Below are 14,803 nucleotides of genomic sequence, written 5' to 3' on the forward strand. Positions count from 1 at the left end.
ATGAACGAGATACCTTTGATTTCATTGTAGTTTTAGAAACTGGTAAGAATCAAGCAAGAGTCCTTTGCAAATGCCACTAAAAGGAGTAGAAGATCCTCACTATGAGTACTCACCGCTGCGACGTTTTGATTATCGGCTCTGGCACTGCTGGATTGGCTTTGGCGCTGAAGCTGTCTGAAAAAGGAAAAGTCGTCGTCCTCGCCAAAGAAAGCGCGGGCGGCACCAATTCGGCCATGGCCCAAGGGGGGATCTCGGCCGTGATGTCCGAGGAAGACAGTTTTGAGTCTCATGTTCAGGACACTTTGGAGGCCGGAGCGGGTCTTTGCAAAGAAACTGTGGTTCGCGATTATGTAGAGCAAGCCCCTGAACGGATTAAGGATTTAACAAACTGGGGCGTCCATTTTGACGTTCGTCGCAAAGGCACCAAAGAGACCTACGAAATCGATTTGACGCGCGAAGGCGGACACAGCAAGCGACGCATCCTTCACTTCGAAGATCAAACCGGATTGGAAATTCACCGCACGCTTTTGGCTCGTGCCTTGGAAAATCCGAACATCACACTGATGGAAAAATTCTATGCGATCGACCTTATCGTCAACAAAGAGGTCGACCCCACGGACATGACCCCGGTGACCTGTGTGGGCAGCTATGCCCTGAATAAAGAAACCGGCGAAGTGCATACTTTTATAGCAAAAAACACCATCCTAGCCACCGGAGGCGCCGGCAAAGTGTATCTGTACACCTCCAACTGGAGCGGAGCTACCGGTGATGGCATTGCCATGGCCTACCGAGTGGGGGCACGCATCGCCAATTTGGAATTCATGCAGTTTCATCCGACCTGCCTGTACCACCGCGAATCCCGCAACTTCCTGATCTCCGAAGCCCTGCGTGGCGAAGGTGGAGAACTGGTGGACGCCCAAGGCAATGCCTTCATGCACAAGTATCACAAACTGGGCTCACTGGCTCCGCGGGATGTGGTGGCCCGATCGATTGATAAAGAAATGAAAAAGACCGGCGCGGAATGTGTCTATCTGGACATGACCAAGCTGGATCGTGAGTTCCTTAAACAGCGCTTCCCGACAATCTTCAACAAATGCGAAGAATTCGGCATCGACATGAGCAAACAACCCATTCCGGTGGTTCCTGCCGCTCACTATCTTTGCGGTGGCGTCCTGACAGATGTGACCGGGCGCACGGACATCACCGGCCTTTGGGCCATCGGTGAAACCGCCTGCACCGGCCTGCATGGAGCCAACCGCCTGGCTTCCAATTCTTTATTGGAATGCCTGACAACAGCTCACAATTGCGCTGAAGAAATTAAAGCGCACTGGAACTCTTACTCCTTGTACGCAAAAGAGCCCAAACCCTGGACTCATCCTCAGGAATCCAACGATGACGAGATGATCGTGATCAATCATATGTGGGACGAAATCCGTCGCCTGATGTGGAACTATATGGGCATTGTCCGGTCCAACAAACGTCTGGCACGCGCCCAGCATCGTCTTAAAAATATTCTTTCAGAGACCAAAGAATATTATTCCAACATGAAAATTCATTCAGACATTTTAGAGCTGCGTAACATTGCGATCGTTGCCGACCTGTCGGTGGAATGTGCTCTTCGTCGACATGAGTCCAGAGGCATCCATTACAACCTCGACTATCCAGAAAAGAGCAAGACCGCTCAGGATACAATCGTCGTTCGAGGCCTGAATTGACTTGCCCGTGTGGGTGGGGTCGCGGCAAGCTAAGACAGTATGTACAAAAGATCTGAAGGTTTCTTTAAAGGCTATCAAGACATCAATTTGTTCTTCCAGATTTGGGACAATCCCGAAGCGCGCGGAACGGTCATCATCACTCATGGCCATGGTGAACATTCCGAGTCTTATCACCGCCTGATCAAGGCGTTCGAAAATGACAAGTGGAGCTTCTATGGCTGGGATCTGCGCGGTCACGGTCGATCCGAGGGACGTCGCGGCTACGTTGCGGAATTTGACGACTACTGCAGGGACTACAAAATCTTTTTGAACATGGTTTTGCAACAGGAAAAAGTTCGCAAAGGGCCGGTGATTTTGTACTGCCACTCTATGGGCGGATTGATTCAGCTAAAAACTCTTCTGCAAAACTCTGATATTGATTTCACAGCCATGGTGATCAGCGCTCCGCTGCTGGGACTGACAGTTCCCGTACCGGCGTTTAAATCCGCCGGAGCAGGTCTGCTGAATAAGATTCTGCCGCAGATCACAATGGGGAACGAGCTGACCAACGACATGCTGACACGTGATCCGGATGTGATTCGCGAATATGAACAGGATGCCCTTCGCCACACGCGCGTGTCCCCGGGTGCTTTCCTGGGCTTCCTGGAGTCGTTTGATTACGTCAATCCCCGCGCCAATCAATTAACAAAACCTGCTCTGGTGATTGTTTCGGATTCCGATCCGGTGATCAGCACGGCGGCCACCAAAGCTTTGTATGAGCATCTGGGAAGTTCTCAAAAAGAACTCTTCGTTTATCCCAATGCCAAGCATGAGCTGATCAACGATAACATCCGCCAAACAGTTTTTGCGGATATCAAAAAGTTTCTCGACGGTTTTTTGGAGTCCAAGTAATGAAACAACTTTTCAGTCTTATCCTTGTCACCCTTCTTTCAGCCTGTGCCACAACTTACGAAGTCACTCCTTCCGGCCGCACCTTGCGCACGTCGGATCAATACATGGAAGTTCTGGAACAGCACTCTGACAAGATCCGCAGCTATTCAGGTTTTTATAATGTTCTGGATGTTGAAGGCGTTGCCTTGAATTCCAAAGTGGCCGCGGCCCAGTTGGATCAGAACGTGCGTCTGTATCAATGGAGTGACAGCAAGTATCAGGAAGAAAAGATCAAATTTGAACAGCGCTTGAGCAAACAGGCAGAATTCTTTGTCAGCTTCTTCACTCCGGAAAGAAAGAACGACGATCTTTTCAAAGACACCACGATGTGGAGAATTTTCCTGGATGTCGATGGTCGCCGCTTTGAAGGCAAGGCCACTCGTGTGAAGCTTCCCCTGGCGGAAATTCAAGGGATCTATCCCTTCCACAATCGCTTTGCCACGCCTTATATTTTCACTTTCCCGGTTCCAATGCTTTCGATTGAAAGCAAAGAGATGAAGGTCACCATGACGGGTCCGGTGGGCTCAGGAACACTGACGATCAAACCGTGATTATTTCGATTCTATTCGATGTCGGGCCTCTTCAGGACTGACGTACTTTGAAAAGATGCGGAGGAAACTCCCATCTTTTTTCATTTCATCGAAAGCTTTTTCCAGCAACTGACGTTCCTGCTGACTGACCCGGCGCTTTGATATAAAAGCCCCAATCTCGACCCGCACAGAAGGGTCCTCCACCCGCGCCACCAGTTTTTCCATTTTTAGTTTGGCAATATGATGTGAATTGACGATTCCAGAAAAAAGAACCGCCTGCACACGACCGGCTTTCAGCAGATGAAAAGCTCCCTCGGGGCCCGGTGTACCCAACAGACGGCCTTCTTTCAAAAGCTGCTCTTCCTGCTCTTTGTCGATCATATTCCAGCCACCGATAAGATGCGCAAACTTGATCTTTTTATCCTGAAGATAGTCTTCGATTTTCCAGTCTGGTCGATGGCTGCTTTGCGCCACCAGCATTTCACGATAGTTGGTATAAAGGCGAACGAAGTGTCCCCCTTTGGCATAACCCGACTGCTCGGCCCCTAACAACACAATATCAGAGCGGCCACGGGACATATTCTCAATACCGACCGGCATCGAACGCTCCGTCTCAATAAAGGTGCAGCCCAAACGGTTTTGAAGTTCGACGGTGAGATCATGAGCCAACCCCTGCAGACGGCCATTCTTGCGAATCGCCAGGGGTTCAAAATCACTGATATCCACCAGGTAACGGCGCGTGCAGGTCGCGGATCTTTTGGCAGCCTCTTTATCCTGCGCAGGAACTTCGCGCACAAGCAACGCCAATAACAACAAGAAAAAAAACAGCCTCGGTAATATCATCTCTCAAATCCTAACCTCTTCTCGGCAACCTTGAGTAAGGTTTTAAGAAAGTTACAGACTCTTAAGATTTACAGAGGCACAGCGAGCATCAAGAGCGCTTAAAGCGACGAAGAACTTCCATCTCAAAAAGAGGCTTGGCCATCTTCGCAATTTTCAGCCCCACACCGGTCAAACCCGAGGGTTCCACGACTTCCAGATCATGCAAGATCGCTTCACGAATGACCTGGGCATACTTCATTGGTGAAATAGTGTCCGTAGGAACCTCGAAGTTTTTGGAATAAAGATTTTCGACTTCATCAAACATGCGGGTTCGGACCGCCGGCGTGATGAGCAACAGCGTGGACACGCCGGTATCCTTCAGCTCAAGACGAATGCAGTTTGTGAAGGCCACAACGGCCGCCTTGGAGGCAGCATAAGTCGAAGCACAGGGAAAATGCATATAAGCCGAAACGCTGGAATTATTGATGATTTTTCCGCGTTTTCTTTTCAACATGCCCGGCAGAATTCCATGCGTCAGATGCACCAGAGCGTTCACATTCACCTGCAGCATCTTGTAGATATCGTCAATCGGCTGTTTTTCAATCAATCCGCCCGTCAACATCCCAGCGTTGTTAAACAGAATATCCACCGGCACCTCCGCCAATTGCGCCAGCAGCGCATCAACACCCTCGCGCGTGGATAAATCTGCTTCATGCACAGTGACGGACTTAGCACCAAGCTCGGTCAACTCTTTAACGATTTCCTCGTCATACTTACGCAAAACCACATGCAGATGAGCCTTATCTTCGGCACACATCTTAGCAAAAGCACGACCGATTCCGCGGCTGGCTCCGGTGATCAGAATTTGTCTGTTGCTGATTTCCATAGTGCTTATCCTTCCTTGATTTCAGTTCCAGGGCCCAGACCCCAGGATTTCAAGATTTCGATTTCTTCAGCGGCGGACATGGCTTTTTTAAACTTGGCACCCGACTGGCCACTGACACGCTTTTGACATGAAGGCCAAGTGCGATGACGATACACCAGCCCCCCCAGATTGCTCAGATAGCTGAAGGCTTCTTTCTTCTTTTCGCCATTACCCTTCATTTCCGGCAACGCCGTGTTCGTGGGAACATTCAAAAGATCAATTCCATAGTGTTCCAGGTCGCCACGATACAACTGGATATATTCATTTTTAGAAAAGGCCACCGCAATGCGATCACAGCGTTCATTCCCCGGAGTTCCCATGTGCCCGCGGGAATACAACCATTCAATTTTCCCTTGAGCTCCACGCGCCGCCACCACTTGAGAGATGTCCTCCCAAAGATCACGATTGAAAACTTCACCGCCCTCCGCGGTTTGCCAGTTTTTGCGGCGCCAGCCGAAGATCCACTGCGTGATTCCGCGGATCAAATATGTCGAGTCAGTATAAAAATGAATCGGCATTTTCAAGTGAGCCACGGCACGAAGGGCCTCCAGAGCGGCCGTCATTTCCATGCGATTGTTGGTGGTGGAGGATTCTCCCGCCCCCAGCTCCAGCACTTGATTATCAGGGAAAAGCAGAACGCTACCCCAGCCCCCAGGACCCGGGTTTCCAGAACACGCACCATCGGAATAAATCAGAATATAATCTCTCGGTTTTTGCACCCGATCATCCTCATCGTGTTGCCCGGGACTGTCAAGGCCACCCGTTTCTCAAGCCGGCCCCTTTTGGGGCTGGTGGCTAAACATTGGACAGTCCTGTGTGCTTATAATGGCCCAGGCTGAATTTATTACTGGCACCGTCTTCGCAACAATATTCACGGACAGGACTTTAGGAGCTTTTTAAGCTCTGAGGAGAAGCTATGGTTATTGCAATTCGTCCCCTTATTGGTTTTGTACTGACGGCGCTGATGGCAGCACCGGTGTTTGCCAATAACAATGCTTCTGTCACCTCCCCCACTTCTGTCATCCAGGCCCCTAAGAAAGACGGCCGCCGCTGGAGTGGATTTGTCAGCGCCAGCCGATCGACCAATTTGGTGAACCATGACGATGGCACTCAGTCCGACGTCATGGACTATCTGGCCCGTTTGAATTTGAAGCTGACCAACAATTTCTCCTTGCGCGTACAAGGGGGCTATTCGCAAGACCTGAAAGACGCCCAAAATGATGACTTCAGCAACACCTCCGTATCCCTGCGTCGCGCACCTTTTGATCTGAACCAAAGTTTCAAAGGCACTTATCGTGTGGGTATGATTGCCCCGACTTCCAAAGATGCATATAAAAGACAGAACCTGCTGACCGGGGTCACCGCCGGTGGCGACCTGATGATCAACCCGGATCGTCTCATTACGGGACTGGACATCCTGGGTGGCGTCAGCGTTACACGCAACTTCCACCAATATGAAACTGCGCTGGATGGAGCCGTGAACACACAATACAGCTCTTCTCAGATGGTTTCCATTTCTTATTCCTTTGAATCGGGAATCGCCTTGTCCGCCACATTCACTCACATGAACACCTGGTCCTACCAGAACGTCATGAGAGACTCTTTCGACTTCAGTCAGGAAATTGGCTATGACATCTCCCCGTCCTTCAACATCGCCGCAGGTCACACCAACTCAGGTTCCACACTCAGACCCAACGGCACAGATTCCAACGTCAAATTGCTGGATGAGGAAAGCTCTTTGATCTACGCCTCAGCAACATTTGTTTTCTAGGAACCGTATGAAGCTTTGGCTGGCAGCATTCTTATTATTTGTGTGCTTCCAACCCCGGATTTCCCTGGCCACGCCCGCCGTTGATATTGTCTTCGACATCGACTGGACAACCTTTTATTCCATTGAAAATGCCAACGAAAATGACCCTCAACAGCGCACTGTCGAAGGCAAAACCTATCGTTATACGGATTTTTTACCAGAGGTGATTGAAACCCTGCTTCTGCGCCACCCCGAAGTGCGCATCAGTTTCTTCAGCGGCGGAGACAGATCCCGCAATGAAGCTTTACTGGAGCAAGTGCATTTATCTGACGGTCGGTCTTTGCGGGACATTGCTTATCGTGTATTTTCCAAGGAACATCTGAAGGTGGTGTCTCAAGACGAGACCATCCGATTTTCCAAACGCAACAAAAAAGATCTGGCGCTAGTGATGCCCGAATCCCATCCCGCTCGCACCATTCTGATCGACGATCAAGTGGAGTTCGCTGTAAAGCCCTATAAGGCCGTGTCCTCGTTGGGGTTCTTCAATTTTAGCCCGGAATTCATAGCTCCACTGGCGGGGGAATCCTATGCTCCGAAAACCCGCGCTGAATGGCTGCAAGAGCGAAAGAAGGCCCTGGTATGGCTTCACCTTCTGGATGAAGCCCTCAAAGAAAGCAGAACAAAGGGGACTCACTTCGCTGATGAGGTTTCCCGTCTGTGGGATCTCAAATCCGCAAGCCCCCTGGCTCGCCTTTACGGAGCTCGCCTGATCAATTCCCCGCGCGCAGTTTCCTGCCAGAAGGTGTTTGCTCTTTAGCAGCCTCTTTTTTGATTAAATCCCTCATCGTGATCATGTGCAGACCCAGTTCTTCATTATACTCCAGCGTGTAGCGGGCTGGATAATATCCTGTTTCCGCGACAGCTTCGGCCATGGAAATGGGACTTTCAAAAGCAGTGGTTGTCTGGATGAACTCTTGGGTGATCATGGGCTCCAGGAAGTTCATTTTGCCGCCATAGAATCCGTAGATAAAGGTACTTGTGAACGGTTGCCCGTTGTATTCCGGCGAACGCGGGTCCACCCAATGCCATCCCATTTGCGGAACTGGCTCTGGTGTTGGCACATAAAACGGTGGAATCTGATTTGCGGGAGCCATCCGCATGCAAACGGCATGATCATCCCCCTGGCAGGTGATGGCTTCTCGCTGTGCCGGAGATATCAAATAGAAATGGAAATCGAAGTGCGGTTTGCCGTATATACTGTCAGGTTCGTGTCCATGCGGCATCCAGTTTAAAACAATGTGATTGTAAGGTGGCAAGAAAACCACCGTCGGCAAAGACACTACATACTGACCCGGCTCGTGCTCAGGAAGTCCCTGCAATGCCTCTCGGGGAAACGCCACGCCAATAGCCAGAGGCTCCCCTGTGTCCGAGGCTTCAACAAAGGATCTTACAGTGGCGCCCCCCAGAGCCACTGGCGGCCCCCAGATCGTGATTGCCTGTGCGATAGATGAAAGCGCGAATGAAATCAGAAAAGCGAAGGAAAACCTTTTCATAAATACCCCCCATGTTTGACCATAGCTAAATCCGCGTCTCAATCTGAGACAAGATTCATCCCGAAAAATTGTCGGGAATCAGAACGGATCTGGGCTCAAATTTAAAAAGGCCCGAATTGTCCCCTGACTAAAATCTCGACAGCTTCCAACGCTGTAATGCAAATAATTCCAACTGGGACCAAAGCACCGTGGCACCTTCGATGCATTTATTCCTTTCAGGAGAGAGTCATCCTTGGCAAAGCCCCTATATTCGATATGGGCTTCAGAGGGTGACATTTTAGGAATGGAGAGAGTTATGTCTAACAAGACTCAATACGCAAAGGCCCTGACCGCTCTGGTTGCTTTCGCACTGTTTGCTTCGGGTTGTACGAAGAAAAGAGATGCGGCGCTGCCCGAAGAAGCTCAGGAATCCATCTTTGCGATCAAAGAAACAGATGCCTTGCAGGCTGAATCTGCAGATATGCAGGTCACAACTGACGAGCGTCTGACAAACTTGAGCTTGGGTGATGCCTCCAAAGCCACTGCTGAAAAAGGTGTGGTTGCAGTTACAGACGTTAAAGTTCCAAACCGTCTGAAGTTCATGTTTAAAGGGCTTGAAATGACAGGACAAGCGGGTCGCTCCTACCCGATCACTCTGTCTGTAGACAGACAGTTCGTCACAGCCTACAAAATTGTATCGGATGTTTCTGAACTTTCCATTCTTGAAAAACAGTTGGCTCAGGTGAAAGAAGAAGTTGTTCTGCAAAAACAACTGCAAAAAGCCAAAGACAACTCCAAAGTAAAATCTCTTCTGGCAAATCTAAAACAGGTCCGCGCTCAAAAAGCGACAGCTTTGGCTAAAAAAGACGCCAAGATCCTGGTTCCATTGTTCAAATTCAAAATCACTGGTTACGGCGTTCTGCAAAGAACAAAGAACCAACTGAATGAAGAAACATCCACACTTCGTCTTAAAACAACAGACTGGGCGGATGCGACTCACTTCCAGATGTCCATCAATCCATCTGACCGTATGCCAGTGGGCATTGACGCCGCTTCCCGCGGTGATCTGGATCGCACTTTTGTCATGGACCGCATCAATAACAAAGTCATGACTGCGAAAACTCTGAAAGAAGAGTTCCAAATCCCAGTTGCAATGCAGGAAAATGCCCGCGTTCTGACTTTGTTGGATGTGGATGCTTTGCATGTCTTTGAAATCGGTCAAATCGGCAAAACCGAATTGAGCGATTCCCAAATGCAACAGTTGAAACTGGGTTCCAACAAGTCCAATGTACGCCAGTGTTCTGCGGAGCTGGTGAAAACTCTTCCTGCAGAAGCTCAGGAAGGTTGTATTCTGATCCTTCGTTATGATGTTCCGGTTTCCTACGTTCGCGCTGAACTGCCAGTGGTGGATTATGATGGCAATCAGGATGCGACGGTCTCCTTCAAGCCAGTGCGCGCAGTTGAAAACACGGGTCTGGTACAGATCGAACAAAATGTTCAACCTAAGAAAGTTGAAGCTAACAACGAAATGGATCCACGCACGACTCTTCGTGTGGCGGACATCAAAGGTAAAGAGTTCTTCTTCAAACGTACTTTGGAAGATGCTCCAGAAACAACGATCTTCCCTCCTGGTATGGCAGGTGCGTTGACTATTGTTAAATTCGATCTGGAAGAAAACCGTCTGGTGGTTCGTAAAGCTGATAAATTGTTGAACCATAAAAACGGATCTAACGCGATGGAATACGAAGAGCTGATGTCCATCCCGGTTAAGTACTTCAAACACGACAAAAAAGACGCGTCGGGTGCTGACTACTCCATGATCCGCATGACTCCGGCGACTCGCGTGGATGCTGAGTTCATTGAAATCGACTGGACTCGTAACACCCTGACCACCGACTATTCTCCTTACGAGTCTCTATATAATGTTTGCATCCGCTCTCTCGCAGACACACAGGTGTCTGACGTGGACATGAATTTGGAGAAGGGCTCTTTGAACTTCACATTTAACTACTCTGTAGGTCTTGCAGACTACTGTACCTCAGAGTATACAGTGACGAACAGCTACAACGGGACTCCGAATAAGTCGACAACGGCACGCCTAAAAGAGCGTATTTCCTTCAAATTGAATGACAACAAAACTGATAAAGCTTACGCTCCAGAAGTTCCATTCCGTGCACAAAATGCGATGGGATACGGTGTTTGGACGATCGGTCAAATCAATCCGACTGAAACAGGTCTGTATGGCCGTGAAGGTCAAGAGCGCAATATGACGGTTGTTCACGACTTCCGTGATGGCAAAACTCTGTTGTACACAGTCACGGGTCTTGAGCCTTCCGCGAAACTTCAACCTGAAATCCGTCAGTTGTTCATCGATACAACCAAAGAAGTTGTTGACGCATGGGACCTGGCTTACAGACAGGCCTTCAAGGGCACTCCGTTTGAACGCACTGGCCGCTATGTTGAGGTTCAGTTCGCGGGTCAAGATGGTATCGAGGCCAAAGTTGGTGACTTGAACAGAAACATCATCCACTTCGAAAATAAATTCAACGACAATCACGGCGTTTTGGGTGTGTCTCAGGTTGGTTACAACCCACGCTCTGGTATCGTGGTAGCGGACTCCCTGATTGTTTACGCGGGCAACTTGCAACAGTACATTGCCGGCACTCAGCGCAACCAACAGATCACTGTTTCTTGGAACGACCAAAAAGAAGCCTTCCGTCAGGCGGCTTTGAAACAGCTGACTCAACAGCAAGAGGCCGAAGCAGCGGCTGAAAAGCAGGCAGCCGCGGGCGCAAAAGCTGGTGGCACGACTGAAGAAAAAGTTCAGACAGCAACTCAGTTTGCAAAGAAAATTGCCAAACTAGCTCTGGCTCACAAAAAAGAAGTTGGCACTAAGGTGCAGACTAAAAACATTTCTGCAGTAACATCAAATGTTAAAGCTGCGGCTCAGTTGCGTAAGTCGCTGGGTGGCGAATCCGCCTTCAAATATGCTTCGCCAAATATGGAAAGCGGCTGGTTGGATCGCGTTCTTCGCAAGTTGAATGAAAACAAATCCATGGATGTGGCTGAACTTGAAGGCCTGGTTGCCAAAGAAATGCTTGCTTCCAAAGGTGCCAAGCTGAATCAGCGCGACAGAACCCAGTTGGAAGCGATGACTCGTCGTGGGGACATCCGCACGAAGCTGAGCTCTCATTTCAAGAACTCTCCGGGCTGTATGCTGACTGCTCGTGAATCCTTGGGCCGTAAATACGCTCAAAGCTCTTACAAAGATGCTCTTCGTGAGATGTTGTACTTCGACTTGGCCCATGAAATGGGTCACTCTCAAGGTCTGACTCACAACTTCATCGGTTCCTTCGATAAAGCGAACTTCAATAATATGGACGGCTCTGAGTCCAAGCGTAACTACTCCTCTATTATGGACTACTACGCTCCAGGTTCCTTCAGCTGGGATGGTATCGGTAAATACGACATCCACGCTTTGCGCGCTTCCCACACAGGTTTGTTGGAAAGCTCTCAGGCTGGTAAATACGTACACGTTGACCAGATCAAGAATGCTATGAAGTCCTGGAATAATGTGACTACGAACGCTGTTTCCAAGTACTTGAAGCCTTACAAATACTGCACGGACATCCACGTACAGCTTGAACCAACTTGCCAACGCTTTGACTCTGGTACTTCTGCGACTGAAATCGTGGAAAACCTGATCAAAGACTACGACGATGGATACGTCACGAACTACCACTCTTGGGGTCGTAACAACTTCTATCTGGGTTCTTCTGCAGCTGCTACGGGCAGATCCATGCACACCATGTTCTTGATGCGTCAGTTTATGGACGAGTTGTTCTACAAGCTGGTTCTGGGCATCGGCTCCCAGGAAGAGCGTCAGGACTACATGCAGGCGACATTGAAAGCGTACATCTTCTTCAATCAGTTGTTGAAGACTCCGGATGCAAACTCTCCGTTCTTGAGCGAGGACCGCTTCGAAGCGATTCCATACCAGTACAAGGAGACAAATGAAAAAGGTGAAGAAACTGGCAAAGTAATCACAGATATCGAAATCGTTGAAAAACGTGCTTTGCAGGACATGGCCATGGCCGAAGATCGTCTGGATACCGTGGGTATCGAATACGACAAATTGATGGCGATGAACTTCCTGACTATGAAAGGTTACCCAGAATACAAGTACTATGCGAACAGCATCCAGTTCTCTTTCCTGGATTTCGAGAAGTACATCCTGGGCATGTCTCCAGAAAGCAGCATCTATGTGAACACAATCACAGGTATGCTTCTGGATCAGTTGCAACCTTCGTTCACGAATGCTCACGCGATCCTGAGCCCGGCAGAAGGTTTGAAAGCGACTGTCACCCCAGCAATGAGAGCTTACGCAGGTATCTTCTCTGTCTTGAATCTTGAAGCTTCTACGCTGAGAGACAAAGACAACTTTGCGAACCTGTTCAAGGTAGGTACTTCTGTAGGTGCGGCTCCGACAGACCGTATTACCCTGAGCCAGTTGGGTGTTTCTGCGGACAGCAAAACACGTCTGACTTACTGGGCAGTGGACAACGCTTTGGCATCCGGCACTTTGTTGCAGGTTGCGGCGGAAAAGAACAACGTTCTTCAGGCTTCAGATGTTATCGTGCCAATGATCGAGAAGATGGTTGCTTTGCAAACTCAGGATCTTCTGACTCAAGGTAAGATGGCTGAACAGGTTAAGGCGGCGAAAGACGCGTTGACTGCGAAATTGAATGAGCTGAACAAAGACGGAAAACTGGTTTCTGCGGAGCTTGTAAAAGCAAATCCACAGCTTTCTGTTGAAGGTCAGGTTGCAATGATGGAAGAGCTGAATAAACAAATCATCTCTGTATCCATCGCTCTTCTGACAGAGCAGAAAGGTGCTCAGGAAGCAGCTCAGCAACTTGCTGATCAAGCGTCCCAGATCGAGGAAGTTCTGCCATTGTTCTCTCTGAACTTCACGGCTGTGAAGTCCGGCCTGGAAAAAACAGGTGCGGCTTTGAGCAAAAACAAAGGTTTTGAAGTTCTGGAACAATTGGGCGGCGTGGTCGGTCAATTGGTGAATGGTTCCAACCTTGAAGTTTCCTACGGAATCATCATGAAGAACCTTGAGTTCCTCAACAAGCTAAGCTTGATGACGAACCCAGAGCTGAACAGACAATAATAAGACTCTCCGGCCCGGGCTCTTCTCTCTCTCAGAGCCCGGGCTTTTTTATTTAAATAAATAGTGAACAATACAATTGGAGTTTAAAATGAAACAGGTAATCTTTGGCATGCTTCTCTTGTCCGCTTCCTCGGCTCTGGCTTCCGCAGATCAGTTTGCGGGCACCTATCGTCTGACCAGTTCTCAAGTTGAAGGCGACACCTTCTGCTATGATTCTTTCACCATCGAGGTTAATGGCAATGAAGCTTCTTTCAACCGGGACGGATACATGATCTATTCAGGCGAAGTGAATGGTCCAAAACGTAAAGTATCCTATTCCCATGGCGAAGCGTTGAGCAGTACCAAGGGGTATGAACAGGTCACCCTGGAAAAAGGGGTTCTTTCCTTCCAATTCAAAGGAACCAGCTCTTTCGTGGGTGTTCCGGCCACGCGTGAGGAAAGCACCATTTCCATGAAACTTTCCCAGGACGGAAGCAAACTGACTTTGCTAAGAAAAGAATTTGAGGGCGTGGCCTTCGGTCTCGGCAAAAAAGCTGCCGCAAGCTGCCAGTACACCCGATAATCAGAATCTGAAAAGGCAAGGGAGGCTCTCGGCCTCCCTTTTTTTATGCTCTCATTTTGGGGAACAAACCTTCCCCGCGTGTCACAAGTTTTTTCAACCAAACTCCGAAGCCATCCTCCGGTCCCGGCAGTCTTTCTGTGACAATCAATCCTTCATTGTGAAGCCTTGCGATCAGTTCTTTAATCTGACGGTCACTGTCGCCGCCGTGTTCGAAGCGGACTCCGTATTGCGGAATCTCGCCGTGCTGAAGCTTGTATACAACTTTCCCTTTAACTTCAACATGCTGCCCTTGGAAGTCCCAACTTACTGTGACGTCCTCATTTTCACTCATCGCCGGTGCTGATGACAGCAACAATCCCCCTAGAGAGATACTTTTCACGAAGGCCTTTTCGCCATTCACCATTCCCATATGATTAAAGTGATAGCGTGGAGCGGCTTCCCACCAGCGAGTGCGTGGATCAAAGTATACCTTCTGCACAGATGGAACCACGAAATACGCAACGACCAACAGATCCACCACTACAACCAAAATCAACAACAGCAATGTGCTCAGATTCATATTCGTCATGTAGCTATAGACATTTGAAGCCAGAACGATCAACAGGCATCCCAGATAAGCCCAGTAGCTCCAGCGCTTACACACATATATAAAGATTCCCGCCAGAACCGGGATTACAAGATAAATCAAAAGCAATGGTTTTGGCAGAACATCAAACCAATACGTCCACTGCTGTCCCAGAGTTCTTCCGGAGCGCAGGGCATTCAAAACAAGATTTCCAACAGGGGCAAGTATATGAAGAAGTGCAAGAATGATCAGGGACCATGGTTTTGTTTTCATAACAAAATGATATGGAACCCTGA

The 14,803-nt window shown here is 49.1% G+C and carries 12 protein-coding genes; 7 read left to right on the forward strand and 5 right to left on the reverse strand.

Annotation, left to right across the window (positions count from 1 at the left end):
* Positions 1 to 101: 101 nt before the first annotated feature.
* From nadB to ACZ5ZZ_RS13970, 3 genes are read left to right on the forward strand one after another with little or no spacing between them, the layout of a single operon-like run.
* Complete coding sequence (nadB, locus tag ACZ5ZZ_RS13960) at positions 102 to 1,715, forward strand: L-aspartate oxidase (RefSeq protein ID WP_464131857.1); 1,614 nt, start codon at positions 102 to 104, stop codon at positions 1,713 to 1,715.
* A 39-nt stretch (positions 1,716 to 1,754) separates the two neighbouring features.
* Positions 1,755 to 2,606, forward strand: a complete 852-nt coding sequence (locus ACZ5ZZ_RS13965; RefSeq protein ID WP_464139931.1) for an alpha/beta hydrolase — start codon at positions 1,755 to 1,757, stop codon at positions 2,604 to 2,606.
* Positions 2,606 to 3,196, forward strand: coding sequence for a hypothetical protein (locus tag ACZ5ZZ_RS13970; protein WP_464139933.1), 591 nt, complete (start codon positions 2,606 to 2,608; stop codon positions 3,194 to 3,196). Before ACZ5ZZ_RS13965 ends, ACZ5ZZ_RS13970 begins: the two co-directional genes overlap by 1 nt.
* Here ACZ5ZZ_RS13970 and ACZ5ZZ_RS13975 read toward each other — a convergent pair whose 3' ends face one another.
* From ACZ5ZZ_RS13975 to ACZ5ZZ_RS13985, 3 genes are all read right to left on the reverse strand, one after another.
* Positions 3,197 to 4,018, reverse strand: a complete 822-nt coding sequence (locus tag ACZ5ZZ_RS13975; protein ID WP_464139935.1) for a substrate-binding periplasmic protein — start codon at positions 4,016 to 4,018, stop codon at positions 3,197 to 3,199.
* Positions 4,019 to 4,106: 88 nt separating this feature from the next.
* Positions 4,107 to 4,883: an SDR family NAD(P)-dependent oxidoreductase gene (locus ACZ5ZZ_RS13980; protein WP_464118301.1), complete on the reverse strand. Its 777-nt coding sequence runs from the start codon at positions 4,881 to 4,883 to the stop codon at positions 4,107 to 4,109.
* 5 nt (positions 4,884 to 4,888) lie between these two features.
* Positions 4,889 to 5,641, reverse strand: a complete 753-nt coding sequence (locus ACZ5ZZ_RS13985) for an RNase H family protein (protein ID WP_464139937.1) — start codon at positions 5,639 to 5,641, stop codon at positions 4,889 to 4,891.
* Positions 5,642 to 5,838: 197 nt separating this feature from the next.
* On the opposite strand from ACZ5ZZ_RS13985, the gene ACZ5ZZ_RS13990 reads away from it, so the two are divergent.
* The gene (locus tag ACZ5ZZ_RS13990) at positions 5,839 to 6,693 is read left to right on the forward strand and encodes a hypothetical protein (protein WP_464131863.1); all 855 of its coding nucleotides are present in this window, start codon (positions 5,839 to 5,841) and stop codon (positions 6,691 to 6,693) included.
* Positions 6,694 to 6,700: 7 nt separating this feature from the next.
* On the forward strand, positions 6,701 to 7,489 hold the full coding sequence (locus tag ACZ5ZZ_RS13995; RefSeq protein WP_464139939.1) for a hypothetical protein: 789 nt from the start codon (positions 6,701 to 6,703) through the stop codon (positions 7,487 to 7,489).
* On the opposite strand, the gene ACZ5ZZ_RS14000 is transcribed toward ACZ5ZZ_RS13995, so the two are convergent.
* Complete coding sequence (locus ACZ5ZZ_RS14000) at positions 7,443 to 8,225, reverse strand: DUF5602 domain-containing protein (protein ID WP_464139941.1); 783 nt, start codon at positions 8,223 to 8,225, stop codon at positions 7,443 to 7,445. The two genes, ACZ5ZZ_RS13995 and ACZ5ZZ_RS14000, sit on opposite strands and share 47 nt — an antisense overlap.
* Positions 8,226 to 8,520: 295 nt before the next feature.
* Between ACZ5ZZ_RS14000 and ACZ5ZZ_RS14005 the strand changes: the two genes are divergently transcribed.
* Together ACZ5ZZ_RS14005 and ACZ5ZZ_RS14010 are read left to right on the forward strand one after the other, a co-directional pair.
* On the forward strand, positions 8,521 to 13,380 hold the full coding sequence (locus tag ACZ5ZZ_RS14005; RefSeq protein WP_464139943.1) for a zinc-dependent metalloprotease: 4,860 nt from the start codon (positions 8,521 to 8,523) through the stop codon (positions 13,378 to 13,380).
* Positions 13,381 to 13,468: 88 nt separating this feature from the next.
* Complete coding sequence (locus ACZ5ZZ_RS14010) at positions 13,469 to 13,942, forward strand: hypothetical protein (protein WP_464118307.1); 474 nt, start codon at positions 13,469 to 13,471, stop codon at positions 13,940 to 13,942.
* Between the two features lie 43 nt (positions 13,943 to 13,985).
* Here ACZ5ZZ_RS14010 and ACZ5ZZ_RS14015 read toward each other — a convergent pair whose 3' ends face one another.
* Positions 13,986 to 14,780 (reverse strand): PilZ domain-containing protein, encoded by a 795-nt coding sequence (locus ACZ5ZZ_RS14015; RefSeq protein WP_464139945.1) that lies wholly within the window; start codon positions 14,778 to 14,780, stop codon positions 13,986 to 13,988.
* Positions 14,781 to 14,803 lie beyond the last annotated feature (23 nt).

The organism is Bdellovibrio sp. HM001 (assembly GCF_055397275.1).

Coding starts and splice junctions, on each gene's coding strand:
- ACZ5ZZ_RS14005 (WP_464139943.1), top strand. CDS start 8,521: ATGTCTAACAAGACTCAATACGCAAAGGCCCTGACCGCTCTGGTTGCT.
- ACZ5ZZ_RS13965 (WP_464139931.1), top strand. CDS start 1,755: ATGTACAAAAGATCTGAAGGTTTCTTTAAAGGCTATCAAGACATCAAT.
- ACZ5ZZ_RS13975 (WP_464139935.1), bottom strand. CDS start 4,018: ATGATATTACCGAGGCTGTTTTTTTTCTTGTTGTTATTGGCGTTGCTT.
- ACZ5ZZ_RS13980 (WP_464118301.1), bottom strand. CDS start 4,883: ATGGAAATCAGCAACAGACAAATTCTGATCACCGGAGCCAGCCGCGGA.
- ACZ5ZZ_RS14010 (WP_464118307.1), top strand. CDS start 13,469: ATGAAACAGGTAATCTTTGGCATGCTTCTCTTGTCCGCTTCCTCGGCT.
- ACZ5ZZ_RS14015 (WP_464139945.1), bottom strand. CDS start 14,780: ATGAAAACAAAACCATGGTCCCTGATCATTCTTGCACTTCTTCATATA.
- ACZ5ZZ_RS13995 (WP_464139939.1), top strand. CDS start 6,701: ATGAAGCTTTGGCTGGCAGCATTCTTATTATTTGTGTGCTTCCAACCC.
- nadB (WP_464131857.1), top strand. CDS start 102: ATGAGTACTCACCGCTGCGACGTTTTGATTATCGGCTCTGGCACTGCT.
- ACZ5ZZ_RS13990 (WP_464131863.1), top strand. CDS start 5,839: ATGGTTATTGCAATTCGTCCCCTTATTGGTTTTGTACTGACGGCGCTG.
- ACZ5ZZ_RS13970 (WP_464139933.1), top strand. CDS start 2,606: ATGAAACAACTTTTCAGTCTTATCCTTGTCACCCTTCTTTCAGCCTGT.
- ACZ5ZZ_RS14000 (WP_464139941.1), bottom strand. CDS start 8,225: ATGAAAAGGTTTTCCTTCGCTTTTCTGATTTCATTCGCGCTTTCATCT.